The organism is Brasilonema angustatum (genome assembly GCF_059505445.1).
This window is the reverse complement of sequence record NZ_JCACKO010000011.1, coordinates 25,376-51,258: the sequence shown is the minus strand read 5'-3', so window position 1 is coordinate 51,258 and position 25,883 is coordinate 25,376. Positions and strand designations below refer to the sequence as shown.

The 25,883-nt window shown below is 40.3% G+C and carries 21 protein-coding genes; 7 read left to right on the top strand and 14 right to left on the bottom strand.

Translation table 11 applies throughout. The features are described 5' to 3' along the window. Window positions 1-57 precede the first annotated feature (57 nt). The 11 genes from AC5JM2_RS02695 to AC5JM2_RS02645 form a co-directional block, all read right to left on the bottom strand. The gene (locus AC5JM2_RS02695) at window positions 58-1,500 is read right to left on the bottom strand and encodes an NHLP bacteriocin system secretion protein (RefSeq protein ID WP_495833373.1); all 1,443 of its coding nucleotides are present in this window, start codon (window positions 1,498-1,500) and stop codon (window positions 58-60) included. Between the two features lie 288 nt (window positions 1,501-1,788). Then, window positions 1,789-2,034 (bottom strand): hypothetical protein, encoded by a 246-nt coding sequence (locus tag AC5JM2_RS02690; RefSeq protein ID WP_495833372.1) that lies wholly within the window; start codon window positions 2,032-2,034, stop codon window positions 1,789-1,791. Window positions 2,035-2,110: 76 nt separating this feature from the next. Further along, window positions 2,111-2,368, bottom strand: coding sequence for a hypothetical protein (locus AC5JM2_RS02685; protein WP_495833371.1), 258 nt, complete (start codon window positions 2,366-2,368; stop codon window positions 2,111-2,113). 744 nt (window positions 2,369-3,112) lie between these two features. Next, the gene (locus AC5JM2_RS02680; RefSeq protein ID WP_495833370.1) at window positions 3,113-3,376 is read right to left on the bottom strand and encodes a hypothetical protein; all 264 of its coding nucleotides are present in this window, start codon (window positions 3,374-3,376) and stop codon (window positions 3,113-3,115) included. 599 nt (window positions 3,377-3,975) lie between these two features. Next, a complete protein-coding gene (locus AC5JM2_RS02675; protein ID WP_495833369.1) occupies window positions 3,976-4,227 on the bottom strand; it encodes a hypothetical protein in 252 nt (83 codons plus the stop codon). 80 nt (window positions 4,228-4,307) lie between these two features. Then, a complete protein-coding gene (locus AC5JM2_RS02670) occupies window positions 4,308-4,559 on the bottom strand; it encodes a hypothetical protein (protein ID WP_495833368.1) in 252 nt (83 codons plus the stop codon). A gap of 80 nt (window positions 4,560-4,639) precedes the next feature. Next, window positions 4,640-4,894 (bottom strand): hypothetical protein, encoded by a 255-nt coding sequence (locus AC5JM2_RS02665; RefSeq protein WP_495833367.1) that lies wholly within the window; start codon window positions 4,892-4,894, stop codon window positions 4,640-4,642. 787 nt (window positions 4,895-5,681) lie between these two features. After that, a complete protein-coding gene (locus tag AC5JM2_RS02660; RefSeq protein WP_495833366.1) occupies window positions 5,682-5,954 on the bottom strand; it encodes a hypothetical protein in 273 nt (90 codons plus the stop codon). Between the two features lie 1,211 nt (window positions 5,955-7,165). Further along, complete coding sequence (locus AC5JM2_RS02655) at window positions 7,166-7,948, bottom strand: helix-turn-helix domain-containing protein (protein WP_495833365.1); 783 nt, start codon at window positions 7,946-7,948, stop codon at window positions 7,166-7,168. 1,649 nt (window positions 7,949-9,597) lie between these two features. After that, window positions 9,598-11,373, bottom strand: coding sequence for a serine/threonine protein kinase (locus AC5JM2_RS02650; protein WP_495833364.1), 1,776 nt, complete (start codon window positions 11,371-11,373; stop codon window positions 9,598-9,600). Between the two features lie 138 nt (window positions 11,374-11,511). Next, on the bottom strand, window positions 11,512-13,116 hold the full coding sequence (locus tag AC5JM2_RS02645) for a peptide ligase PGM1-related protein (RefSeq protein WP_495833363.1): 1,605 nt from the start codon (window positions 13,114-13,116) through the stop codon (window positions 11,512-11,514). A gap of 989 nt (window positions 13,117-14,105) precedes the next feature. Between AC5JM2_RS02645 and AC5JM2_RS02640 the strand changes: the two genes are divergently transcribed. Further along, window positions 14,106-14,960, top strand: a complete 855-nt coding sequence (locus AC5JM2_RS02640; protein WP_495833362.1) for an SDR family oxidoreductase — start codon at window positions 14,106-14,108, stop codon at window positions 14,958-14,960. Window positions 14,961-15,108: 148 nt separating this feature from the next. After that, window positions 15,109-15,366 (top strand): hypothetical protein, encoded by a 258-nt coding sequence (locus AC5JM2_RS02635; RefSeq protein ID WP_495833361.1) that lies wholly within the window; start codon window positions 15,109-15,111, stop codon window positions 15,364-15,366. A 55-nt stretch (window positions 15,367-15,421) separates the two neighbouring features. Here the strand turns inward: AC5JM2_RS02635 and AC5JM2_RS02630 are convergent, their stop codons facing one another. After that, on the bottom strand, window positions 15,422-17,065 hold the full coding sequence (locus AC5JM2_RS02630) for a N,N-dimethylformamidase beta subunit family domain-containing protein (protein WP_495833360.1): 1,644 nt from the start codon (window positions 17,063-17,065) through the stop codon (window positions 15,422-15,424). Between the two features lie 214 nt (window positions 17,066-17,279). Then, entirely contained in the window at window positions 17,280-18,443 is a 1,164-nt protein-coding gene (locus tag AC5JM2_RS02625; RefSeq protein ID WP_495833359.1) for a CobW family GTP-binding protein, read from the bottom strand. Window positions 18,444-18,590: 147 nt separating this feature from the next. On the opposite strand from AC5JM2_RS02625, the gene cysS reads away from it, so the two are divergent. From cysS to AC5JM2_RS02600, 5 genes are all read left to right on the top strand, one after another. Beyond that, window positions 18,591-20,054 carry a cysteine--tRNA ligase gene (gene cysS, locus AC5JM2_RS02620; protein ID WP_495833358.1) on the top strand — a complete coding sequence of 488 codons (1,464 nt, stop codon included), beginning with the start codon at window positions 18,591-18,593 and terminating at the stop codon, window positions 20,052-20,054. Between the two features lie 184 nt (window positions 20,055-20,238). Beyond that, window positions 20,239-20,514, top strand: coding sequence for a four helix bundle protein (locus AC5JM2_RS02615; RefSeq protein WP_495833357.1), 276 nt, complete (start codon window positions 20,239-20,241; stop codon window positions 20,512-20,514). A gap of 56 nt (window positions 20,515-20,570) precedes the next feature. Continuing rightward, window positions 20,571-22,010 carry a TldD/PmbA family protein gene (locus AC5JM2_RS02610; RefSeq protein WP_495833356.1) on the top strand — a complete coding sequence of 480 codons (1,440 nt, stop codon included), beginning with the start codon at window positions 20,571-20,573 and terminating at the stop codon, window positions 22,008-22,010. 96 nt (window positions 22,011-22,106) lie between these two features. Next, window positions 22,107-23,453 (top strand): metallopeptidase TldD-related protein, encoded by a 1,347-nt coding sequence (locus AC5JM2_RS02605; protein ID WP_495833355.1) that lies wholly within the window; start codon window positions 22,107-22,109, stop codon window positions 23,451-23,453. Window positions 23,454-24,171: 718 nt separating this feature from the next. Next, entirely contained in the window at window positions 24,172-24,414 is a 243-nt protein-coding gene (locus AC5JM2_RS02600; RefSeq protein WP_495833394.1) for a MerR family DNA-binding transcriptional regulator, read from the top strand. On the opposite strand, the gene AC5JM2_RS02595 is transcribed toward AC5JM2_RS02600, so the two are convergent. After that, entirely contained in the window at window positions 24,400-25,800 is a 1,401-nt protein-coding gene (locus AC5JM2_RS02595; protein WP_495833354.1) for a sugar porter family MFS transporter, read from the bottom strand. The genes AC5JM2_RS02600 and AC5JM2_RS02595 overlap by 15 nt on opposite strands. Between the last annotated feature and the right edge of the window lie 83 nt (window positions 25,801-25,883).

Below are 25,883 nucleotides of genomic sequence, written 5' to 3'. Positions count from 1 at the left end.
CAACATTGAAATGAAAGGGTATAATTTGTGTTCTGCTGGACATGATATTATACCAGATCACGAAATACCACTCCAGGATTTCAAAAGCGGCAGAACAAATGTAATCGGGGCGCGTTCTTCCACAGTGACTTGTACTGAGGTAGTAGTTCCTGAAGTGACTTTCATCTGTGGTCCAGTTGAAGAAGACCATTTGTAGCCGCTAAAGCTCGAAGAGTCTGATTGCAGTCGGGAAGTCATTAAGATTTGCGGTCCTTGTGACATTAAAGCTTCCACAAATTCGGAATTACCTACTACACTTAATGCACCCTGTTTAGTCACAGGAAAGGGTGAGACATCTGTGACACCACCAATGATGCCACCAAAGCGTTCCCGTTGCACTGTACTAGGCGTGACTTGTAACTTCATTCCCTTTTGAATTTTCTTGCCATCGCCAACAGGAAAAAATGCCACACTCATAGGTTGAGTTGATCGCTGTTGTGCGGCTATTGTTCCTATGGCTGTACCCTGTGAGACAACTTGTCCTGGAGTTGCCGAAATTTCTAAAATCCGTCCAGAGTAGCTACTCTTGATTAAACTGCTACTCGACAATTGCAGTGCTAATTGAGCAATATTGCGCCGGACTTCCTGAATTTCTTTTTTGCGAATGGTTACTGCTTCTAAATCTTGTTGCGCTGCGGTTGCTTTTTTACTATCTAGTTGTTTTAACTGCGCTTGCAAATCTTTAATTGAGTTTAGGTTCTCTAAATATTGTCTTTGTGCATCTGCTTCTTTGACATCCAGTTGCTTGAGTTGCGATTCGGCTTCATTAATTTGTGTCACAGCATTTAAATAATCCTGCTGTGCCTGTAGTACCATATCGCCAGCAATTGCTCCTTCGTTTAATAACTGCTGACGGTTGTTCAATCTCTGTTGGAAAGTCGGTAGCAGTTTTTGCAGTTGTTTTAAAGTTTGTGTTTGGTTAACGCGATCGCGTTGAATCGAATTTAGCCCTTTGTCTCTTAAAATTGGTGTTAATTTCTGTACTGCCTGGAGGTTTTGCCGCAAAGATTCGCTTTGCTGCTTCATCGCTTCTTCGTCTGCTTTTTGCCGCTGTAGTTGCACTAAACTAGCAAGGCGATCTTCTGTTTGTAGTTGCCCTAATTTAGAGCGTTGTAGTTGTAGCTGTTTGAGAAGTTCGCTTTGGTCTAGCGTTGCCAATATATCTCCTCTATTTACAAAATCGCCAACCCGGATGTTAACTGTTTGTAATTTACCACCAAGCGGTGACTGAAATGAGGTAATTGTACTGGGATAGACTATAATTCCAGTACCCGTGACCGTAATTGGGATTCGACCTAAAAAACTCCAAGTCAGCCCCATCGCCACCAACGAACCAACTGCAACTATAGGTAGCCACTTTTTCGGGCTGACTACCTGCATGATGTGATCTAATTCTTCAGGCGAAGAAGCACGGTCTAAAGCTTCTTTGCGGAACAAGTCGCTTCTTTGATTAATCACCACAGACTATCCCATTCTGCTACCGCAACTTTAGAAGTTGCAGCTTTAATTCAGCATAAACAAGCAGTGGCTCTTGTCAGAACCACATTTTATTGAATTATTTAGGAGAATATTGACGGGTAGGTAAGAAGTAAGGGATAATAGACGAAGGTCTCTTACCATTTGACCTTTCACTTTTATCCAGCTTACACCCGCCAATGTTTAAAGTAACATTGTAGCAGGTTTGGCAGCCAGAAAATACCAGATCACTATGTTATAAGATACTCGTATACTTATTCGTAAGGGTCGTTATTAGTCCTTTGTCAGTTGTTGGCAGCATCTGACAAAGGACTTCTGGTTAATAACTGTCTTAACGAAATAATCTATAACTTGCATATCTTCTAGCTTAGTGTTGTTTTGATTTGTACTGATGACACAAATCATGCATGATAAAGGAATTTTTGGCAATACAAACTGCTGTAATGGCTTTTGGTTGAGGTGCTCACTCAACATGAGCATACTATAAAGATAAGCTAGTAACCCTACCGAGTCAGTCAAAAGTCAAAAAATTTACAGTATAAGCTTTTCGTTGATTTTGTAGACATGGAGGAGCTTACCACAGGGTATGAGTGTTTTATCGGCGTTTCGGCTGAATAATCTTTTGAGTTACATCTTGTTTAACACTAGCTTTCCCCTCACCAATTACTACTGCAGTACCAACTTGAGTGGCTTGTTGGACGTTTACAACTGTGCCATCAATTTTCACTTTAGTGGGAGCTTTAACACCAACAGCGACGTCTGCACCTCCTCCTCCTACAATTCCATTGACTTCTTCATCAGTTAACTCGGTGAAAACTGCGAGTGTTTGTTGCTCAAGTGTTACAAATGACATAAAAGTTCCTTCTTTGTACAAAATAGTTTTGGGAGAGTGAAATTATTTTCTTTACTTAACCAATCATTGTTAATAACAAAAATCGTTAGAGCCTTCCATTCATGATTCTCTACTGATTTTTTCTTTTGTCGTTAAACATGATTTTTTTACATTAAACGACATTTTTTGGTTAAGTATTGCACTTTCACTACATTTTAAATATTACATCTTTTTCGAGTATCTTTTATAAAGTAACTATAAAAATAAGATATTTTTTTTATAGATTAGGATTGCTATAAAATTATCAGATACCAATCAGACTTTCAAAGTAAGAAAGATAGGAAAAGTAGGAATAGTAAACTATTAGAAAATTTTCCAGATTAATTTAGAAAGTCTAACCAAAAATTGTAAAATCAATTAATGTTTTCTGACAGACCTGAATAAGTGACTACCTACTTAGACCTAAAAGATCCCAAATGACTCATGAAAGTACATATTTCTGACTTCTAAAGAAGGCAGAAATATGTACTTTCATTGGATACCATAAAGTGTGAGTTGAAATGTAACCGTTTACGGGGAATAGGTCTTTTACCTAAATGCTTAAAACACAATTAGCCGCCCACTTAACACTGTTTTTTATATTCAACATCATCCAGAAAGCATTAAGTATAGTCTAGTTTTGGTAGTGATTCAGTGTCATTTCATGTTAGATATTTTTTATTCACTCCATGAACAGTTAGAGTTTCAAGAGAGTCGTCGTGAAACCTAAGTGGACACGGTTCTTTTATACTTAGTTCGTTTTTTAACTTTGGTTACAATTTTTTTTATGTTTTTTGAATCATTTTTTATGTCTATCTTCACGTCATTAATACTGACGTCATTTCCATCAGTTGAAACTGCAGTTACATTTGAAACCAACGTAGAAGTTACTCCTCCCACTATTCCTTCTAATTCATTTTCTATCAGTTCCTCAACAATAACTTTATCATTACTGCTGAGTCGTATATTCATTTTATTGACATTACCCATGACTTCACTCCAGAAAAATTATGCAATACAGGCAATTTCGTCACCGTGCCTTAGTTCTAATCCATATATGAACGGAAATGAACCTACCATTTAATGAGAGGTCGAAGGCTGAGGAAACAAAAAATTTTGATGCGTCAATAGCGGATAAACAAGGAACATTTCCTGTTATCACCACAAATTTATTAATTGTTCAAGGGGGAAGTTGACGGGTAGGTAAGAAGTAAGGAATAACAAACGAAGGTCTCTTACCCTTTGACCTTTGACTTTTATCCAGCTTACACCCGTCAATGTTCAAAGTAACGATGTAGCAATTTTTGCAGCCAAAAAATACCAGACCACTATTCTTATAAGATGCTCGTGCAGTTATTCGTAAGGGCCGTTATTAGTTCTTTGTCAGTTGTTGGCAGCATCTGGCAAAGGACTACTGGTTAATAACTGTCTTAACGAAGTAATCTATAACTTGCATACCTTTTAGGTTAGTGCTGTTTTGACTTGTACTGATGATACAAAATCATGATACAGGAATTTTTGGCAATACAAATTGCTGTAGTGACTTTTGTTGAGATGGTCACTTAACTAAAGCGTACTATGGAGATAACTTAGTAGTAGTACTTAACGACCGCAACATCGCGGCTATTATCAATTGATTGATTGTTACCTTGGTAAGAGCTAGCTTTTGTCTCGCTATATTTTCCACCACCATTTGCTACGTTAGTAGCAGATTGATTGTTAGATTGTGAGTTCTTACCTTCGGAACTGCTCTTACCAGAAGTATAGGCTTTTGTAGCACCACCAACAATTCCGCTGATTTCTTGTTCGGTTAATTCGGTCACAATTGTTACTACTGACATAAAGATTCCTTCCTGGTAAAAAATAGTGTTGGGACAGTGGGATTATTTCGTTTTGAACGTACTATGGAGATAATTTCTTATCAACCATAATACTTGATGTACGCTTGGTCTGCGCTATTATCAATCGATTGAGAGTTACCTTGATAAGAGCTAGCTTTTGTCTCACTCTTTTTTCCACCACCATTTGCTACGTTAGTAGCAGATTGATTGTTAGATTGTGAGTTCTTACCTTCGGAACTGCTCTTACCAGAAGTATAGGCTTTTGTAGCACCACCAACAATTCCGCTGATTTCTTGTTCGGTTAATTCGGTCACAATTGTTACTACTGACATAAAGATTCCTTCCTGGTAAAAAATAGTGTTGGGACAGTGGGATTATTTCGTTTTGAACGTACTATGGAGATAATTTCTTATCAACCATAATACTTGATGTACGCTTTGTCTTTGCTATTATCAATCGATTGATTCGACTCTTGATAAGAGCTAGCTGTTGTCTTGCTTCCTTTTCCTCCACCATTAGCTACGTTAGTAGCAGATTGATTGGATGATTGTGAGTTGTAACCTTCGGAACTACTGTAACCATTAGTCTTAGCAGTTGTTTTAGCACCACCAACAATTCCGCTGATTTCTGCTTCGGTTAATTCGGTCACAATTGTTACTACTGACATAAAGGTTCCTTCCTGGGAAAAATAGTTTTGGGACAGTGAAATAATTTGATTGACTTAACCAAATATTGTTAATAATAAAAATCTTTAGATAGCTTGATAATTATCTGCTGATTTTTTACTATCTTAATTGCTAGATTTTACTTTCATGTAACTTCTAACAAGTTTTTGTTTGGAAAAGCTTTGTTTTTCACTATGTTTAAATAATACTACGTTAATCATTTAAATAATATAAATTTAAGATGAAGATAAGCAATACTTTTATGAAGATTAGATTTTATCTAGTTATCAAATAGCAACAAAAACCTCAAAGAAAGAAAAGTAAAAAAGGTGGAATCAATAGGAAGAAAAACTCTTATAAAAAATAAAACCTTGATATGTAAAGTAGTGAATAAATCTACAAATAAAGTTTTTTAAAGTTATTTACAGATATTGCAAGCTTTTACAGCTTAAGCAAGCTAAAACATACTAAGTTATTCATAAAAAACAATATCCCCGACTTCTAAAGAAGCTGGGGATATATACTTTTCTTGGATGCACAAAGGCTGAGTTTAAATGTAATCGTTCACGGGCGGAGGTCTTTTGCCTAAATGCTTAAAAAACAGTTGGCAGGCGACTAAGGGCGGTTTTTCCTATTCAAAATTACCCAAAAAATCAAACTTAGGTTGATTTTAGTAGTGATTTCGTGGATTTCATGTTCGATTTTTTTTGCTCACCTCGTGAACGGTTACAGTTTAAACAAAGTTGTCGTGAATCCTAATGAATAATCTCTTAACCTCAAAGAGCAACGTCAAGGAACTTTAATATCAACATTTATATTGATACCTAAACTTTTGAGAAGTTCATTGAGCGATAGTCTGGGTCTTTTACCAGAATTTTTTCCAGATTGTTGACTAGAACTCTGAACGATAGAGTCACTTCCATTAGTTACCTGAACAGAATTTTGTGAAACTTCAGAACTATCTCCTCCCACGATTTTTTCTAATTCACTTTCGATTATTTCTTCAACAATAACTTTATAATTACTGTTGGATTGGAAACCAATTTGCTCGATATTAGCCATAACTAAACTCCAAAATTGTATGTAATTTGTGCCTAGGTTCTCTTTAATAACTAACAGTTTTTTAAAGTTTTGTCAACCAATTATAAAGATAATATTTTTCCTTACTTTTAAAATAAATTTTCCCACATTTTCTACTTTTATTATTAATAATTACACCAATACTTAACTAAAATACACAAGTTTTCTTAGACGTTTTATCATACAACAATATTATCAGTTATTTTTAGCTATTAAACAAAAGTAAACTATCGAGGCTTAGATAAAAATTAAGCCAACAATAAAGCCTAAACTGGCTTCAGAAGCAGTAAAAACATCACGATTAAGGATTAGTAAGCGTTAGAAATTGAAAAAATATAGCTGCTCTAAAAGCATCAATTGCTTCAAGAAAAGTGTTCAAAGAAATGCTCGCCGGTCTTCGTCAGTTATCAGAGCTTCTTTGGTTAGCTCTTCAGTAAGCATTTAGTCCTAAATAGGTAGATTAATTTTTGACATATGATATGATTTCCCAAATCCGTAAGTCTACGGTCATTATGCTACGTTTTTCACAATTCCAATACAATGCACTTTTTTTGGATAAGGAATCACATTTTTTTCGTACCACTCTTGGGAAAATTTACTTAAAATTTATGATTGTACATGCAAATGTATGTATAGCATAATACAACTGTCAGCATTGTAGTAGAGCACTCTCAATAGTTAATTAAACTTTTTTACACACCACAAATGATTCGTAAAAAAACAAACACCCCGACTTCGAAATCGAAGTCGGGGTTCTGAATAAAGTTAATTATCACAATAGATATGTAATAGCAGCCTACTTGAATGCAGATATACTTATAGATGCTAGACGATGGACGAGCAAGTAGGTACCGCCTACCTGCTAATATCAATAGGACTTACAAACTTGCGACGAAAAATAAAGCTTTGTGATTGCTGCCCCATGCCTAACGGCACACTACGCGTTCGCCTCCGGCGTGCGCTTTGCGCATATGATCGCAATGACAGAATTGCGTTATTTTTGCGCAAGTCCTCACTAAGTTACGGCTAAATTACCTCACTCACCTTAACAAGCCGAAGGCTTGACGCTACGCGTATCGCACTCTTTTGGGGCTTTCAATAATCTTTTGCTGCATTGAGACACATATAAGTTGCCTCCCACTACAATGCACAATCTTTTTGTGAGACTCACAATTTTTCGCTTTTATTCGACACTACACCCCAGAGTGCTGCATTTTTCTCCAAGCTTGGGGAGTGGTTCCGTGGTACTGACGAAACTGACGAAAGAAATGACCCTCATGTTGATAACCAACTGTTAAAGCAATGTGATTTACATTTTCGTTGGTTTTTAGCAGTAAGGCACGTGCTGCTGCCATTCGGCGCTCGATGATCCAATGATTGACTGTTTTTCCCGTCTGACGTCGCACCAAATCTGTTAAGTAACCTGCGGAGTAACCTACTGCCTGAGCTACATCGGAAAGGGCGATCGCTGAATTATAATTCTTCTCAATAAAATCAAATATTCGATTCAGTAAAGAATCAGTAGGATATATTGAGTTATGGTCTGCTGAGTCTGTAGTTTCAGCCGGAGATGGCTCAGACACGTGCTCAGACAGGGTAACACGCCAATGCTTGTTGAAAATACTTTGTTCGTCCAAACTAGCAGTGTAGATGGAGAGTTCCCTTAAGTTAGATATTTTCCTCAACAATTCCTCTATATCAGAAGACTTGTTTAGATATTTATCTATTTCCAAATTCATATCTTGGTGTTGTTCAAGGCTACTTGTATCAAGACTGACAAAATTGAAAGGAATAACCGCTCTGACAGAGCCTTGATACAGCACTTTTATGAAACCGTAAGCATTAAGTTCAGGCATTTTTATTTCACAAACCACACAATTTTCAGGAAACACTTCTCCTGTCTGTTTTGTGGTAATTACACTATTTTCTGAGTGGGAAGCATCAACCACTTTTGCCTCTAAGTTTTTGAAAAACATGTTACAGCCCTTGCACCTGATTTTTTATGATCACAAAAGTCATCTGATGTTTCCGATATTTAATTTGTTGCTCAGAGATATGAGCAAAAGAGACTTGTGTTGGTAGTAAGATGAAACATGATGATAGACACAAATCAATAAAATAACTTCAATAATTCATTGGTTATTTTAGACGATAATGCCGAAAAAGAATGAAAAGTTTTCTTTTTTTGCAAATTATGATGAATGAGAAGTTATTGTTATTTGGACATTTTTTACTGGTAGGTAATACGAAAGAAAGTCGTCTTAACAAAGGAATTTATAAGTTGACTTCATTTCTCAAAACATTTTTTTTGAGGAAAAAGCCTGAAAAAACGTAATTTCTTCTCAAAAATGTGTTTTAAACTACGTTGACATATAACATACATGAAAAATACCATATATAATCCGTATTTTACAAGAATCAACTTTAAAGATTTCTTAAAGAAGTATTGACATCATATTTTTTTATAAAATAAAAAAAAGCTTGAAAAATCACTTTGAAACGCACGGTAAATATATCTAAAAAAGTTTGACAAATCAATATTTTTATGGTCCAAGACGAGATTATTCATTTTTGAGTATTAAGCTAAAGTTTGCCAAATAAAATTACTTTTGTGGGTAGTTGTGCATTAGACATCAATTTTTCGGAGGCTCAGCACCTGCCATCAGATAGAGTTTTGAGAATTGAGAAAAGTAACAAAGTAACTAGACAATCGTACAAAAACCTGCTAAAAAATAAAATTCAAAATCGGAATTTTTATTGATTAATTTATTCACAAAATATACTGTTTCGTTTGTGCGATAAGCCCGCTTGCTGACTTCTTGTGCGTATCGCCAAAGTTAGCAGTATGCTTTACAAACGCTTCACGCACAATCTTTCGTATTATTCAGTTCTTTAGCTCAACGAGAAATAGATAAAGTTAATATGTTTGTGTAAAGTTATATTAGCAGGAGCGTAAAATTCACAAATATTGGATTTTGTCAATAATCTAAATTGGTCAATCAATTTTGGATTTTGGATTTTGGATTAACTTCACCCTAAAGGTGAGGAGCTTGAAGAATTTTGAATTTGGGATTGAGGAATTAATTCCGTCCAAGAAGGACGGGGCTTGTACCGACCAACAACGCCAAGTACCAAGTGAGGGAAACAAGGACTATGGCACAAAGTGCCACGCTACGCTATCAGTATTGGCTCCCCAATCTAAAATCTAAAATTTAAAATCTAAAATTGTTTCGGTCAATTAATGCCCCAATTAGAGCTACAGGTTGGTTTCAAGAGGCGCTTTGGAGCAAGGGAGCGCTTGGGTGCAGGGGAGCCAGTACTTGATGAGGGGAGCCACTGCGTTGGGCGGCGTGCCGCTCTTGTTGCATGTGGCGTTCTCCGTCCGTAGGTATCTGGTGACGACAACCGGCTGCAGGAGGGTTTCCCTACCTAGGCGACGGGCGTTCCCGATAGCCGTAAGGCGTGGCGTTAGCCATAGGGCGTGAGAAGAAATTACATCGGTAATCTTACACTCAGCAAGGGGAGTAAATCATTCATGAAAAACAAGATCCACGACAACTTCTGCGAAGTCGGGGATCTATATCTTCAATTTATGCGCTACGCGCAGGCACTTTCACCAAATCTATTAACGCCAGCCTAAAAAGCGTAACCCAGGGACAATAAGGTAATGACTCACCCCCAAAAAGAAGCTTAGAAAAACGCCGACAAAACCAAAAAAAGTTACTGGAAGCCAGAGTTCGTTCCAGTTGGGTGAACTGAGGAAGTCGAATATATTTGTTGGAAATCCTAAAAGAACGAAAACCGCGAAGACAACAGCGGTGCCAAACGCAGCAACTATAGCGTGAACGATATGATGGCTACGAAGACCCAAACTAATAGTGAGCAGAGAAACAGCTGCCAAAATCAATCCGAGTAATCTCTCACCACCCTGTTGTGGTGTGAACAATTGTAAAACTAGCCAAGCGAATCCATAACTGATAATGCCCATAATCGATGTTACAAAAAACCGTCGCTTCTGACCAAAACCCCGTGCAAGTGTTAGTCCCCATGCGGTTCCCAAGCCAGCACCTGCAAACAAAAGAAGCTCTAAGCCTGAAATAGCTGGGGTTGTGAGACTCAACTCGGGTAGTTGATCAGATATAAATTTGGTAATTTGTTCGTCTATGGTTGTCTGTGAAGCTAAAACAAAGCCACCTATAGTACCAAAACTAGCGCCGATACCAGTCAGAAGGATTGTCCAAAATGTGTCCAGACAAGCGAAAAAAATCTTGAAAATTGCCTTTAGTATAAATAGAGTTGTTTGACCGACGGCGTGAGCAGAGGTCGTAAGTGCTTGTCCTACAGAGTCCTCCACTTGAACCAAAATCCCCTTGGCTTGTCCAAATCCTTGCCCAAAAGATTGCTTAACTTGGGAAAGAACCCCCTGCTGTGGTGAAACTCGGGAAATTTTTTCTAAACGTTTTTGAACAGTTGCTGCATTTGCTGGACGCGATCGCCCATCTTCTTGCACCATCTCATCAAGCAAATCTGCCAGTTGGGAATTGACATTGACCACTTTGCGCCAAAGCAACTCCCCAGTTACCTGATTCTCCATATCGCTAAGAGATTTGCCCGTTAACATCTCAATCATCGTTCGACCAAGGGCATAAAAATCAGCACCCGGTCCAATAATACCCCCAATAATTTGTTCTGGGGGACTGTAGCCAGAAGAATACAACCTGGTTGAGGAAGGTTTTAAACCAAACAGGTTGGAACTATATTGTTTTGCTCCCCCAAAATCAATCAGCACCAGCTGATCTTTCCTCGTTCCCCCCTTATTTACGGAACCTTGCGAGGTACGCAGCATTAAATTAGAAGGTTTGATATCGCGATGAATTATCTTGCGACTATGTAACTCTTGTAAAATCTCCACAGCTTGGACAAGCCAGTTTAAAATCCACTCCTGAGGACAGCCTTGGGGATACTGCTGGAAAACTTCCTCTAAAGTTTGACCGTGAATTTTTTCCATCACCAGACAATTGAACTGGTAAGGCGTGAGATTGGTTTGTGGAGTTGTTACAGAGAATATCTCTACAGAAAAATATCCATCAGCATCAACTCTCGGAACACCCGGATGTCGCAAACTTTTTAAAACCGTCGCCTCTTGGGCAAACAATTCCAGCGCCTTGGGTGAACTTTCCATCAACACTTTCAGCACTTTTTCGGTTTGTGTCTTTTGATCCCAAACTGTGTAAATTTGGGCAAAACCACCTGATCCCAAACGCTGGAGTGGGATATAGCGGTCTAAAAGTTGTAGCGGTGCGCCACAGGTGTGGCAAAATTTGTTTCCCCAAGGCTGGGGATAGGGACGCGGACAGTCTGAATTGATGCAATGAACTGCATTTTGATTAGTGTGAAACACAAGCGCTCAAAGACATAGCCTGAGTCGATTGTACATAACTGGAGACGGGGAAATGGTTCGTAGTTAGTGGTTAGTGGGTGAGTAGTCCTTTTTCACAGCCAACTCGTAAGCAGCTAACTACTCACAATTCCCCATTTTCTAGCAGCGAGATCCATCCCAAGTCATAGGGAAGGCATATTCCGATGACGAGGATAAATCGTTATTGTTGCTCAAAGTTTCTTTATCCAAAACTTTGATAACTTTGTTATAAGTTTCTTCTGCCTGTTGTGGAGAATTACCTATACTTGTCAATCCCAACTTACCAAACTGGGAAAGACAACCCATCAAGTGAAATACCGTGCCTGTTTCGGTTCCAGTGTCAAAGTGTAGCCTATGACGAGCGATGATGTCCATGAAATCGTTGGGCAAAAGCCCCCGATAGCAGTCTTTTTGTAAGTTATCAGTAGCCATGTAGTATTTGGGACGGCCTTGCTGAGTGTAAAATAAACCCGTTGAGAGTTCATAGCGACCGTTAGTTAATAATTTCAGACTCATAAAGGGATGCGTCGTACCACCTTTACGTAGGTTAATTTCAATTGCTTGAATGTCCCACTGTCCATCACCGTTGTCAACGGCGATAAAATCAACTGCAAATCTTTCTAATGCACCTTTGTCTGCCAAATTTTTGCCAACTTTTAACCCTATCTGCTGCAATTGCAGTCGATACGTTTCATCGGCAGGAAATTCGCAACCCAGATAAACTTGACCGTCAGGTCCTCCCAGAATTTGGTCGTGGGTTGAGAGGATTTCCACCTCGCCATTGGGTGTAATAAGTCCTTGGACGCTGGGCGATCGCTTGACTTCTCCTTCCAGGAACGCCTCAACAATTGCCCCTAACTCAGGTATTTTTCGCGAAAATGTCTCCCAATTCTCTTCTTTGGCTTGAAAGCGCATAGTTTTCAAGGACTCGCTCATCGCTGTTACTCGTTCCTCATGAGAACTAGCAGGAGGTGCTAAATTCAAAATCGGTCTTAAGTCCAAGAGCGCATTTCCTTCTCCAGAGATTCCTTCGTTGAGTTTTACCACAATCCGTTTTAATGTCGGCTGGCGTTCCCACAATTCGGCTGCTGCTTGTGCCAAATCTGTATCATTCCAAACACTCTGGCAACCATCTGGAAACGGAACTCCGCTTTCTGCAAATATTTGCCTACTGCCACTTTTCGTCCCCCAAATTTGCGAATCTGGTGCGGCAGCGTACAGCGGCACTCCCAATTTTAAAGACAATTCTGCTTCTAATTCTGTGGAATTATAGCATACCATAAATGATTTTTCAACCCTTAAGGCTTGATGAATTTGCTTTAGCAAGCGGGGGCGTTCTAAAATCTTTTGAGTAAGGGGTTTGGGAGAGGAATCGTAAGTGGAAAGTAGCAGCAAGCGATTGCGAGCATGAGAAAAAGGAATTCCCGGTAAAAGTTGCAGATAGTAATCAATGACGCTGGGATGCATTGGCATTGATGTGATATAAATCAGTCGAGTGCAGGGATTCTGCAATTGAATCAAGTAAAACAGCAGTCGTTCCTCATAATGCTCAAAACCTTCGATTTTTTTGAGTTCTCCCTGGTCAATGCTCAAGGAGGGAATAACTAAAATATCCGCGTCGCTGTTCTCAAATTCCTGGACAGTTTTCCAGCGTTCGCTTAAAGTTAACTGAAGATTCCGAAACTTGTCAATTTGTTCATTAGAAAAAATATCAAGTTTTTGCATAAGTTAAATTCTGCCTTACTTTCTCCAGGATTGTTTTTCTCGGGTATATTTTAATGAAATTTTCGTTTGCCGCTGATGTACGACAATTCATTTTTTATACTGCCTCTCATTTCACCATTTATACTATTAAAGGAATAAATCAATCAGACTCTCAATAATTCGTAAAGAGTAGGAATGAGATGGAATGGAATGAGAAGTTCTTTTGAATGTGAAGTGCCAATGCCCTTAAATCGGGAGACCATCCACGGCATCTACGCTAGAGAAACCTTCAAAGCAGCAGTGCTTCACCTCAGCGTTAGCTCCTTGTGACCCTTAACTCTCGACTCTTGAACTACAGTTGCTATAGAAATCCGGTTTGATTTAGTGAAATTACTTGTGTACGCGTTTAACGCTTAATGCTTAACAGGGAAAAAGCCTCTTTAAGGTGTACCTAGCTTCGCAAAAATCAAATAGTAGTCCTATACAACGCAGGATAACCGTGCAACGCACTGTATACCCTCAACTTCATTTTGTAGAAATAGTTTTTACGTCTTAAGATTGATAAAAATTGAGTTTTTTTACATCTAAAGGGTGAGAAATAATCGCCACACAACAGATAACTTAATAAAAAGATGAAAGGCTTAAATATTTCCTTTCACGACAACAGCATAGCTGTGTTTCTTTGTCAGAGAAAGAGTATGTGTCTTGTGTGACGAAAATTAATAACAGTTACGTATAATTGCTATAGGACTCCTCTTTGATTTTGAAAAAAACTCAGTATACCTTTATTGCTTTTTCCCTGTTCCCTGTTAAGCTCTCTGAGGAGTTGTTCACCAAATCAAACCGGATTATATAGCAACAAGTACGAAAAGTATGAAAAGGAGAAAAGCCTAAACTGTTGAATGGCAATTGCTAACCAAAAAATAAAACCTTGGATTGATAGTTCAGTCCAAGGTTTAGTTTTGAAACAGTATTTTTTTAGTTCGTCTATTTTCAAGGAAGATTCTACTATGCCAGAAGAACAATTACAACCACCTCAATCTCAAGAAATACCGGGCGCGGAATCAGAAATGACGCCAAAACCCAAAGCAGATGATTCTCAATATAAAGGAAGTGACAAGCTTAAAAACAAAGTCGCATTGATCACAGGTGGAGATAGTGGTATTGGTCGTGCGGTGGCGATCGCATTTGCTAAAGAAGGAGCAGACGTGGCTATAGCCTACCTCAACGAACACGACGATGCTAAAGAAACAAAACAATTAGTTGAAGAACAAGGGCGTCGTGCTGTGACTATAGCTGGTGACATTGGTGATGAAGCCTTTTGTCAGCAACTTGTACAACAAACTATCGATGAATTTGGCAAGCTGGATATTTTAGTCAACAACGCTGCTGAACAGCATCCGCAAGAAAGCATCGAGGATATCAGCAAAGAACAGTTAGAGCGGACTTTCCGCACAAATATTTTCTCGATGTTTTTCTTAACCAAAGCGGCGTTGAAACACCTGAAAGAAGGTAGTACCATCATAAACAGTACATCAGTCACAGCTTACCAAGGTAGTAAACAGCTCCTTGATTACTCTTCAACAAAAGGTGCGATCGTTGCCTTTACTCGTTCCTTATCACTGAGTTTAATTGAAAAGGGAATTCGTGTGAATGCCGTCGCTCCCGGTCCAATTTGGACACCTTTGATTCCGTCAACTTTTCCTGAAGAAAAAGTGAAAAAATTCGGGAAACAAGTTCCAATGCAAAGACCAGGACAACCTGAAGAAGTCGCACCCAGTTATGTGTTTCTAGCATCTGATGACTCTTCTTACTTCTCTGGCCAAGTGTTACACCCCAATGGTGGTAATGTCGTCAACGGGTAATGAAGTTGTACAGACGCGCTATAGCGCGTCTATAACATAAGAATTTAATCCTAACTCTTAACTTTTTTAAACCATTAGGGGGATGAATTAACACTTGAATTGATAGATAATCTTATGAGGAAACCTTTATAAAGTCATAAAAACAGATATGGCATCCCAAACACCACTAAAAGGCACCGAATTAGTAGATTGTGCAAGAGCAAATGCCAAGCAAGGAATTGAAACCGCTGCTTACCAATGTGGCTATGGAGATGACCTTAGGACTTTTGCACAAGAATTACGACAAGCCTGTGAGGAAATGAATTTACAAGTTAAGGAACTCACAGATTTGATCACTGATCAGGACATAATTCTAAATGTGGGAACTGGCGAAATCGTTGCGCCAGATACGGCATCAAATCTGTGAAAATCAAGAATCATAAATGAGGAATTATGAGAAATGTCCATAATTCCTCATTTTCTCATTTGCTCACGATTTTGGCGAGAATATTACGTGTGATAGCTTGTGCATCAGCATTTAAAAGAGAAGGACGTACTTGTGGCGCGTTGTAATCATCTAGCCCCCAATTCCATTGCATAGAGCCGGTTGCAAATACTGTTGCTCCTGATTTTGCAGTATAAACTGTCATATCTGCATATCGGATACCTTTACGATAACGATAAGGTGAATGGGCAATGCGGATCGTATTGGGTGGCGCGTTGCTAAACATCCGATCAACTTCATAACCCAAAAGCCCCTCAAGACGGATTTCTTTGTCACCTACTTTCAGATTAGTATCTACAGAAGCTTGAGTCTTGCTTCGACTTAATTGCGTATTGGCAAGCAGCCAATCTGGGGCTGTATGATCAATGACAATATCCGCGTTCACTTGAAATGTCTGGTACATAACTCCAATGAGAGCTTCCTCCGGAAGACTCACAGGTTTTGATCGCCAAGTAGTTGTGACTAGGTAATCGTTGTTTGGATTACTGTCTCTAGCAAAGGGGTCAAGGGCAGCACCTTCTTTATATGTCACAATGGTGCGATTGAGCTGTTTTGTCAAACCACTTGCTTCAAAGCGAATTTGCCAATAGCAGGTGTTGGACGAAAAAAAGCCGAGACTCACCCCAGCGTCTCTTGCTGCTTTTACATTTTGGCGCATATTCCACGACCAGTATTCATCATGACCAACCGAAAGAAATGCTTTATGCAACAATAACATTGGTTTGCCACTGTATTGGTCAATGCGATTTTCGTGGGTGTCAATATCTGTGCAATAGGTGACATCATAGCCTTCCCGTTCTAGCCATCGCACCATGTTGTATTCCCACCCCGCGCTAGAGGTTCTCCTTTTGGGTTGAAAATTAGTCAAAAATTCTCCTGCACCTACCCCATAAGCCGCTTTCAAGTTGGGACTAAGAGCATATGGGCGGTTGAAGGAAACTTTATATGCTTGTTTCCCCCGACTGTTCCACCGATAAAGCGACATTCCACCCCAGTTGTTATATGCTTGATAAGTTGTAACGCTCGATTGAAAGAGAAAATCAGAAGTACGGCTATCATCACGTACTACAAAAATAATATAGCTTTGCTTGCCACTTTTACTTGTGGTTAGTTTGGCTAGGTAAAAACCACTTGCCCATTGTGTAGGATCTGCTGGATTGTAGGGAATTTTCAAAACATAAGGATCTTTCCAATTGCATTCAATTGATCCGGTGACTTGATCCACTTGTGGCAGCGGTTGTTTTACACTTTTGCGTGTCACTTGAGGTGCTGTTTGCCGTCCTCCAGCACCACCATACCAGCCCATACGGAAAATTTCAATCGTATAGCTGGGTTCTTTGGTACTCACAAAAAATTTAATTTCGTCGCCGCGATTGACACTAGTCAGGGAAGCATAACCTTCAATTTCTCGCTTAGTAGCAGGATTTATCAACTGCCAATGAGTCGTACCTGGTTTAGTATTTTCAATAGTTATGGAATTGCTTTTATGGCTAAGTTTTGGTACGTCTACAGCCTGATTAACGCCACTAAAAGGAACAATAGCGATAATGAGTATAAAAAGTGCTGGTAACAGGACTCTGGTAACTAAGTTAAACTGTTTTCGGAAGAATATTTGACTCACAGTTATTTTTGCCACTCAAATGAGAACTTATTGCATTTTTTCACTTTTATACATAAATCAGAATAAAAATCAGTAATGATTTGATTAAGAGTTACAAACGAGGATTTTCATAATTAAAATGAGTGATGAGTAGAACGCACAGACATAACAAGTCACCTCACGCATCACTCATCACTCATAACTTTCTACAGTGTAAGAGCCTTACGTTAGTCAGCTATTTGCCAAACCCTTTACCACGAGTCGTGGAAGGAAGACAAATGCACTTTTCAAGCTGGTTGAGCAAAGTTTCACGATCCAGATTTTGACCAATCAACACCAACTGGTTCTTCTTCTCACCTTTCCATTCATCATCATCCAAACTGAAGCGCTTGCCGCAAAGATGGAAAATATGACGTTGAGGGCTTTCGTCAAACCACATTATCCCTTTTGCTCGGAAAATTGTTTCAGGTAGCTGATTATCTAGAAAATATTGAAACTTTCTAATCGCAAAAGGTTTGTCAGTCTGGAAAGATATGGAAGTAAAACCATCATTCTCTAAGTGATCGGAGTGATGATGGTGATGGTGCTCATGATCATGATCATGAGTGCACTCAGAATGATCGTGGTCGTGCTCATGCTCATGGTGGTCATGATCATGAGCGCACTCAGAATGATCGTGGTGATGATCATGCTCATGGTCGTGATGATCATGACTATGGGAACTCGCAGTATCAGCGAAATACTTGTCTGACTCAAACAAGCCAACGCTGAGAATTAAGGGTAGTGGTACTTGTGATTTTGTTGTACGGATAATTCTCGCTCCTTCCTTGACTTCCCGAAGTTTGACTTCTAGCGTCTCTAATTCTGCTTGAGAAACTAAATCCGTCTTGTTCAGCAGAATCACATCACCATAGGCAATTTGACTGTGAGCCGCCTGAGAGTTGAATAAATCCAGGCTGTAATTCGCTGCGTCTACTACCGTAATGATTGAATCCAAACGGGTTAAGTCGCGTAACTCGGTACCAAGAAAAGTCAGAGCAACAGGTAGCGGATCTGCCAGTCCAGTTGTTTCCACAACGAGATAATCTATTTTGTCTTGGCGTTCCAAAACTTTGTAAACGGCATCCACCAAGTCATTATTAATGGTGCAGCAGATACAACCGTTACTCAACTCCACCATGTTATCGTTATTATCGTCAGTGGAGATAATTAACTCATTATCGATACCAATTTCGCCAAACTCATTCACCAGAACAGCAGTTTTCAGTCCCTGCTGATTGGTCAGGATATGATTAAGTAAAGTCGTCTTACCGCTACCGAGGAATCCAGTAAGAATTGTTACTGGTAATCCTTTCTTCGGTGCATCCATTGATTGAGATTCGGAACTAACTGCTTGCATAGCGATGCTGTGAAAAAATCAAAATAGTCAGAACAAAGAATGTAGCGCACAGAGGACAGAAAACACTAGCATAGGGTAGCTGGTTTTTCATCCCAGTTATTCTCCCCTATTATTACGTATCTTTATTTCACCAGTATCACACTTGTTATGACCCTAACAGTTTACAATACACTCACCCGCCGCCAAGAATCGTTTCAAACCGTCGAACCAGGAAAGGTTAAGATGTATTGCTGCGGCGTCACAGTGTACGACTATTGCCATTTGGGTCATGCTCGTTCCTACATCATCTGGGATACGATACGTCGTTATCTCGAGTGGCGCGGCTACCACGTGCACTATATTCAGAATTTTACTGACATTGACGACAAAATTCTTAACCGTGCCAGAGAACAAGGCTCGACAATGGAGGCGGTGGCAAATCGCTTTATTGATGCATATTTTGAAGATATCCGCCGCTTAAATGTCATGGATGCTGATGAGTATCCGCGTGTGACGGAGAATATTCCTGCTGTCATTGAACTGATTGATGCTTTAGAAGAAAAAGATTACGCTTACGCCGTTGGTGGTGATGTTTACTACAGGGTAGAGCGTTTCCCTGCGTATGGGAAGCTCTCTGGACAACAACTGGATCAAAAGCAAGCAGGTGCGAGCGGAAGGGTAGATTCTGAAGATCCAGAAGGAAAAAAGCAACATCCCTTTGACTTTGCCTTATGGAAAGCTGCAAAACCAGGAGAACCAGCTTGGGATTCGCCCTGGGGTAAAGGTCGTCCGGGCTGGCATATTGAATGTTCAGCCATGATTAAGGAAAGACTGGGTACAACTATTGATATTCATGGTGGAGGGAGAGATTTAATAAATCCCCATCACGAAAACGAAATTGCTCAGTCGGAAGCTGCGACGAACCAACCACTCGCTCGTTACTGGATGCATAACGGTATGGTGATGGTGGATGGTGCAAAAATGTCTAAGTCTTTGGGCAACTTTATCACGATTCGCGAATTGTTGGATGGAGTAGGAGCCCACAGTCATGCACCTGTAGATCCAATGGCGGTGCGATTGTTTGTGCTGCAAGCCCATTATCGTAAACCGCTTGATTTTACCGAACACGCGATCGCCACAGCTTCTGCACAATGGAAAACCCTTAAAGAAGGTTTACTATTCGGCTATGTACATGGTGAAAAACTTGCTTTTATTAATCATATTCATCAATTAGATAAAGATCTGATCCAAGAGTTTGAAGCGTCAGGAGATGATGACTTCAACTTCTCCAAAAGTTTGGCAGTGCTGTTTGAATTAAGCAAGAAGTTACAACGCGAGGGAAACCTTCTGGTGCATGATGGAAAAACAGAAACTCCATCAATAGAATTACAGAAACAGTGGTACACATTAGTGACACTAGCTCAAGTTCTTGGTTTAGAAGTAAAACAAGAAGTGGAAACACCTCAAAGTAGTGGTATAAGCGATGCCGAAATTGAGGCTTTCATTCAGAAACGGCAGGATGCGCGTAAAGCTAAGAATTTTGCCGAAGCTGATCGCATTCGTGAAGAACTACAAGCACAAGGAATTATCCTAATTGATAGTCGTGAAGGCTCTAAATGGCACCGCAACTGAGAATTCAAAATTCAAAATCACCGAAGATTGGAGCGGAGGTTTCCTCCGCTCCAACTTCTCTCAAAATTCAAAATGAATAACAAAATGCAAAATGACGAGTACAAATAAAGCAATTACTGATAGAACGTTTGAGTTTGCTATCCGTATTGTTAAACTATGTTAAGTACTAAATGAAAGTTCGGGAGTGGCAGAAAGACTTTCTAAACAGTTGATAAAGTCTGGAATGTCAATTGGAGCAAATGTTGAAGAATCCCAATCGGCACAAAGTACAGCCGATTTTATTAACAAACTAGAAATTGCTCTGAAAGAGGCTAAAGAAACAAGATACTGGCTCAGACTCCTAATTGCTACTGAATTAATGCCAGAAAGTCGCTTAATATCTCTTCTAGGAGAAATTAACGAGATAATTAGGATAATTGCTGTTATCGTTGTTAAAACTAAACAAAATCATCAAAAATAATTTCTGGAATTTGAAATCTTTAATTTTGAACTTTGAATTTTGAACTTTGAATTGTTATGTGGTCTGAACTAACAAAAGCGATCGCTCAAATAAATATACCTGCCGACTGGCTTGGTATTAGAGTCGTCAAGGAAACTTCATTTACCTGTCATGTCCGTGACGGCATACCCCAAAGTAACGGCAAATCCTCTACGATGGGGTTTATGCTGGAAGTTATGATCAACGGCTGTATAGGATATGCAGCTACCAATTCGCTTGCTATTCAAGACTTGCAAGCCGCCGCCCAAAAAGCATACAGACAAGCACTTGCTGCGACTGAGTGGTGGATACATTCGTTTGGTGTTGAGAATGAGCGCCCTAAAGTTGTTGGTCAATATATCTCGCCATTTCTAAAACCCTTTGATGCTTTGAGTCCTGGGGAAATCAACGATTTACTTGTTCGTGTCTGCCATACCCTAAGAGTTTCTGACCAAATTGTACAAACTCTAGCCAACTTGACAACAAGCGAGAGAGAGACTTGGTTTGTCAGCAGCAACGGCTCAGAAGTGTATCAAAAATTTATGTTTTTCGGCACACATTACGGTGCAACAGCACAAGATGGGGCGGTTGTCCAGCAACGCACTAACAACGGCTTGCAAGCAAACTGTTACCAAGGTGGACTGGAACTTTTCCAAGAAGCTGACTTGTGGGTTCGGGTGCAGCAAATTGGCGAACAAGCAGTAGAACTGTTGACAGCAGAAGAATGTCCAACGACTTGTACTTCATTAGTGTTAGCCCCAGACCAAATGATGCTGCAAATCCACGAAAGCATTGGACATCCCCTAGAAATTGACCGAATTTTGGGCGATGAGCGCAATTACGCTGGAGGTAGTTTTGTCAATCAGAGGGATTTCGGCACTTTGACCTATGGTTCTTCCCAGATGAACATTACCTTTGACCCCACCGTACTTGGTGAATTTGCCAGCTATGGCTTTGATGATACAGGTGCTGTGGCAACACGGGAGTATTTAATTAAAGAAGGCGTTCTCCAGCGAGGTTTGGGTAGTTTGGAAAGTCAAGCAAGAGCAGGTGTACCAGGAGTCGCTTGTGCTCGTGCTTGCTCTTGGAATCGACCACCAATTGACCGCATGGCAAACTTGAATTTAGAACCAGGGGAAGGCTCTTTTGAGGAAATTATTGCTGGTATAGAACGCGGCGTTTATATGGAATCCAATCGCTCCTGGTCAATTGATGACCGCCGCTACAAATTTCAGTTTGGTTGCGAATACGCTAAATTGATTGAAAACGGCAAACTTACCAAAACCCTCCGCAATCCCAACTATCGAGCCACAACACCAGAGTTTTGGCACAGTTTAGTAAAAGTAGGAAACTCCTCTACTTGGGAAATGTACGGGACTCCTTTGTGTGGCAAAGGAGAACCTAACCAAACGATTTGGGTAGGTCATGGTTCACCCATTTGTGTATTTGCTAACGTGGAGGTCTTTGGCGGCGGTTGAAGAGTATAAAAGGACAAAGGGACAAGGAGAGTCATTCTTCTCTCCTCAACTCCCCACCTCCCCCGCTCCCCTACTCCCTCTCGATTTACAATGCTTATGAAACACGAAGAACTATCTGCTTTAGAAGTCAGCTTTAACCAACTGATTAAAACTCTCTTAAATAAGAAAGAAGAAAGTGAACAATTTACTGTGAAACTTAGCAGTGAACGTAGTCAATTTACTCGTTTCAATCATGCCAAGGTGCGGCAAACAGGCTGTGTAACTGATGGTTGGATTGAACTGACTTTAATGCAAAATCAACGCAGTAGTTTTCGGCAGTTTCCCTTTACCGGAGATTCGGAAGTCGATTGGCAATTTGCATACCAAGCACTCCAAGAACTACGAGAAGAACTTCCTCTGTTACCTCTAGATCCATATTTGGTTTTACCATCAGGAACAAATACCAGTCGAGAAGTTCATTGTGGAAATCTATTGGCTGAGGAAGTTGTCGTGTCAACGGTGCTCCAACAGGTCGCTGAATTAGATTTTGCTGGGCTATATGCTGGGGGAGTTGTCATTAAAGGCTATGCTGATTCCAGTGGTCAAAAACACTGGTTTAGTACCGAAACTTTTTCCTTGGACTATTCTATATTCACAACTGAAGCACAAGCTGTTAAAGGAACTTTTGCTGGTAGCGAGTGGAATCAAGAAGCTTATAGCGAGAAAATTAGCGATGGGAAAAGACAATTACAATTGCTTTCTCGTCCAATAAAAGAATTGCCGCGAGGACACTATAAAACCTACTTTGCACCAGCAGCAGTTGCTGATTTAGTGGCAATGCTTTCTTGGGGAGGTGTGAGTGAAGCTGATTTACAACAGGGAGGGAGTGCTTTAGCGTCACTGTGGCGCAAAGAAAAGCAGTTATCTGTTGCATTTCATGTGAAAGAAAACTTTCAACGAGGGTTAGTACCGCGATTTAATGAATTGGGAGAAATGGCTCCCTTAGAATTACCTGTTATTGAAAAAGGAGTTTTAGTTAATACGCTCGTTAATTCTCGCACCGCTAGGGAATATCAAAAAACTGCTAATGGCGCTAATAGTTATGAGAGTTTACGTGCACCAGAAATTAGTCCAGGGAATTTAAGGTTAGAGGATATTCTTACTCATTTAAATACGGGTTTGTATGTCTCTAATTTACATTATTTGAATTGGAGCGATCGCCCCACAGGTCGAATTACAGGTATGACCCGTTATGCCTGCTTTTGGGTAGAAAATGGTGAAATTACTGCCCCTATCGAAAATTTGCGTTTTGATGAAAGTCTTTATCGATTTTGGGGAGAGAATCTGGTAGATTTGACCAATTTCCAAGAATTTGTACCTGAAGTCGGAACATATGATGGTCGTCAGTTGGGAGGTAGTATGGTTCCGGGTATGTTGGTAGAGGATTTTACGTATACCTTGTGATATTCCTACACCTCGTCACATTTTCCCAACTCCATGAGAATGGTAACTGTAACTGAACATTTTTCACGCGTTCGCGCACAGCCTGAAGCAAAAGGGGATTCACCAGGAAAAATACAGGCAAACGCCTAAGCCTGGTGGCTAGCGCAATCGGAGGGTGTTGCTGAGTGACGCACGTATTAAGCAACACAATTTTTTGTAATTTAAACTCTTGCTTTAGAAAGGGGTTTATAAATATGATGCTACTAATATTGGAACGAATACAAGTAATTCGACATGATCCCCTAGTAGCAGGTCTAGGGGTTTTTTAATCGTAAGCTGTGGCGCTTTCCGTGCCTGTGCGTTCAAACCGCAGACGTAGGGACTGCGGCGCAGTCGCGAATACTCCAATAGAAAACCGTTGACGTATTGGTCAACACAGTTGTTTGTAACCTAAACCCATGCTTTAGAAAGGGTTTTATAAAAAAACGATGCCTATAGTATTGGAATAGATGAAATACTTAAGGCTTATTTGGCATAAACCCTCAGATTATCACTGGGGGTTTTTTATTAACAACTGTGGACAAGGTCGCGGCGCGGACGGAAATACTCCAATAGAAACCCGTTGACGTATTGGTCAACACAGTTGTTTGTAACTTAAACCCATGCTTTAGAAAGGGTTTTATAAAAAATGATGCCTATAGTATTGAAACATATTGCATTTTTTTGAAGATCATTCGATATAAACCTCAGACCATCACTGGGGTTTTTTATTAAGAACAAAGCTATTGTCAGATATGTTTCGCCCAAGGAAGCGTCAGACATCCTTGGGGTCAATGAACGAACACTCCGGGGATGGGAAGAATCTGGAAAAATTCAAGCTATCCGAACACCGTCAGGACAGCGTAGATACAACGTTGATCAATATGCCAGTGGCGCAAGAACAACAGACAATCGATCACAAACATACTTACATATCTTCTAACTCCATTCCTTTGGTTTCCTTAATAAAAAACAGAACGAAGAATAACGAGATAGCCGCCGCAATTGTATAAATACCATAAGCAGAACCCAGCCCGAAATATTGCAGGATAGGAGGAAATGTTGTAGAAACGAGGAAATTTGCAATCCATTGCATTGCTGCAGCAACTGAAAGGGCAGCACCTCGAATCTTGTTATTAAACATTTCTCCTAACAGTACCCAGGTCACTGGTCCCCAAGAGAAACCGAAGCAAAACACATAGAGATTAGCTGCTAGGAGAGCTACAAGACCTGCTGATCCGCTCAAAGCTGGGTTGCCAGCAGCATCGAGCGTGGCGGTTGCAAAAATAGAAGCCATTGTCCCCAAAGTCACAGTCATGCCGACCGACCCTAGGATGAGTAAGGGCTTGCGACCAAATTTATCCACGAAGGCGATCGCAATAAGTGTAGTAATAATATTTACAGCTCCTGTGAGCACTGTGATTGTTAGGGAATCTTTTTCTGAATACCCAACCGCCCGCCACAAAACGCTGCTGTAGTAGAAGATCACATTGATACCAACGAATTGCTGGAGTACAGATAAGCCTATTCCGACCCAAACAATGGGTAGGAGTCCGCCACTTCTACTCAAAAGGTCAGAAAACTTAGGCTCGCGTTCTCGAAGCACTGTTTGCCGAATTTCTTCGATTTTTTCCAGTACATTACCACCCAAAATCTTGCTCAAAACGGTAGCAGCTTCTGGATCGCGTCCTTGAGCAACCAAGTACCGGGGGGATTCGGGAATCGTTAAAGCCGCCATCCCGTAGAACACAGCTGGCGGGACTGCTGTCCAAAACATCCAGCGCCAAGCTGCAATCCCAAACAAAAATGGTGAATCTGCTGAACCCGCTGACACAGCGATAAAGTAGTCGGAGAGGAGGGCAATGAAAATTCCAATTACAATCGCTAATTGCTGAAGAGATCCTAGCCTTCCGCGCAAATGGGAGGGAGAACATTCTGCAATATAAGCTGGTGCAATCACGCTGGCTGCCCCGATTGCAATCCCACCCAACAGTCGCCAAAAAATAAAATCCCAGATACTGAAGGCTAAGCCAGAGCCAATAGCACTGATAGTAAACAACACCGAAGCAACTACCATTGCCTTGACTCGACCATAGCGATCTGCAATTTGTCCAGCAAAGAAGGCTCCTACCGCAGATCCCAGCAACGCTAGGGACACTGCTAGACCAGTCACCCAACTACTGGTGTTAAAGGCTTTGGAGAGAGCTAAAACCGCGCCGTTGACCACGGCAGTGTCAAAACCGAACAAAAAGCCCCCGAGGGCAGCAGCACCAGCAATCAAAATGACATAATACGTGTTAGCTTTACGACGACTAGTAGTGGAAGTCATGGTTATATCTCATATATATAGTGAGAGCGTTTACTAAACTGGGTTAAAACTGAGCTAAGATTTGCGTTCGTTGCATGGGTTTA

Excerpts from the sequence above, each read along its gene's own strand:
- AC5JM2_RS02685 (WP_495833371.1), bottom strand. The coding sequence starts at position 2,368 with ATGTCATTTGTAACACTTGAGCAACAAACACTCGCAGTTTTCACCGAG.
- AC5JM2_RS02680 (WP_495833370.1), bottom strand. The coding sequence starts at position 3,376 with ATGGGTAATGTCAATAAAATGAATATACGACTCAGCAGTAATGATAAA.
- AC5JM2_RS02675 (WP_495833369.1), bottom strand. The coding sequence starts at position 4,227 with ATGTCAGTAGTAACAATTGTGACCGAATTAACCGAACAAGAAATCAGC.
- AC5JM2_RS02670 (WP_495833368.1), bottom strand. The coding sequence starts at position 4,559 with ATGTCAGTAGTAACAATTGTGACCGAATTAACCGAACAAGAAATCAGC.
- AC5JM2_RS02665 (WP_495833367.1), bottom strand. The coding sequence starts at position 4,894 with ATGTCAGTAGTAACAATTGTGACCGAATTAACCGAAGCAGAAATCAGC.
- AC5JM2_RS02660 (WP_495833366.1), bottom strand. The coding sequence starts at position 5,954 with ATGGCTAATATCGAGCAAATTGGTTTCCAATCCAACAGTAATTATAAA.
- AC5JM2_RS02655 (WP_495833365.1), bottom strand. The coding sequence starts at position 7,948 with ATGTTTTTCAAAAACTTAGAGGCAAAAGTGGTTGATGCTTCCCACTCA.
- AC5JM2_RS02645 (WP_495833363.1), bottom strand. The coding sequence starts at position 13,116 with ATGCAAAAACTTGATATTTTTTCTAATGAACAAATTGACAAGTTTCGG.
- AC5JM2_RS02640 (WP_495833362.1), top strand. The coding sequence starts at position 14,106 with ATGCCAGAAGAACAATTACAACCACCTCAATCTCAAGAAATACCGGGC.
- AC5JM2_RS02635 (WP_495833361.1), top strand. The coding sequence starts at position 15,109 with ATGGCATCCCAAACACCACTAAAAGGCACCGAATTAGTAGATTGTGCA.
- AC5JM2_RS02625 (WP_495833359.1), bottom strand. The coding sequence starts at position 18,443 with ATGCAAGCAGTTAGTTCCGAATCTCAATCAATGGATGCACCGAAGAAA.
- cysS (WP_495833358.1), top strand. The coding sequence starts at position 18,591 with ATGACCCTAACAGTTTACAATACACTCACCCGCCGCCAAGAATCGTTT.
- AC5JM2_RS02610 (WP_495833356.1), top strand. The coding sequence starts at position 20,571 with ATGTGGTCTGAACTAACAAAAGCGATCGCTCAAATAAATATACCTGCC.
- AC5JM2_RS02605 (WP_495833355.1), top strand. The coding sequence starts at position 22,107 with ATGAAACACGAAGAACTATCTGCTTTAGAAGTCAGCTTTAACCAACTG.
- AC5JM2_RS02595 (WP_495833354.1), bottom strand. The coding sequence starts at position 25,800 with ATGACTTCCACTACTAGTCGTCGTAAAGCTAACACGTATTATGTCATT.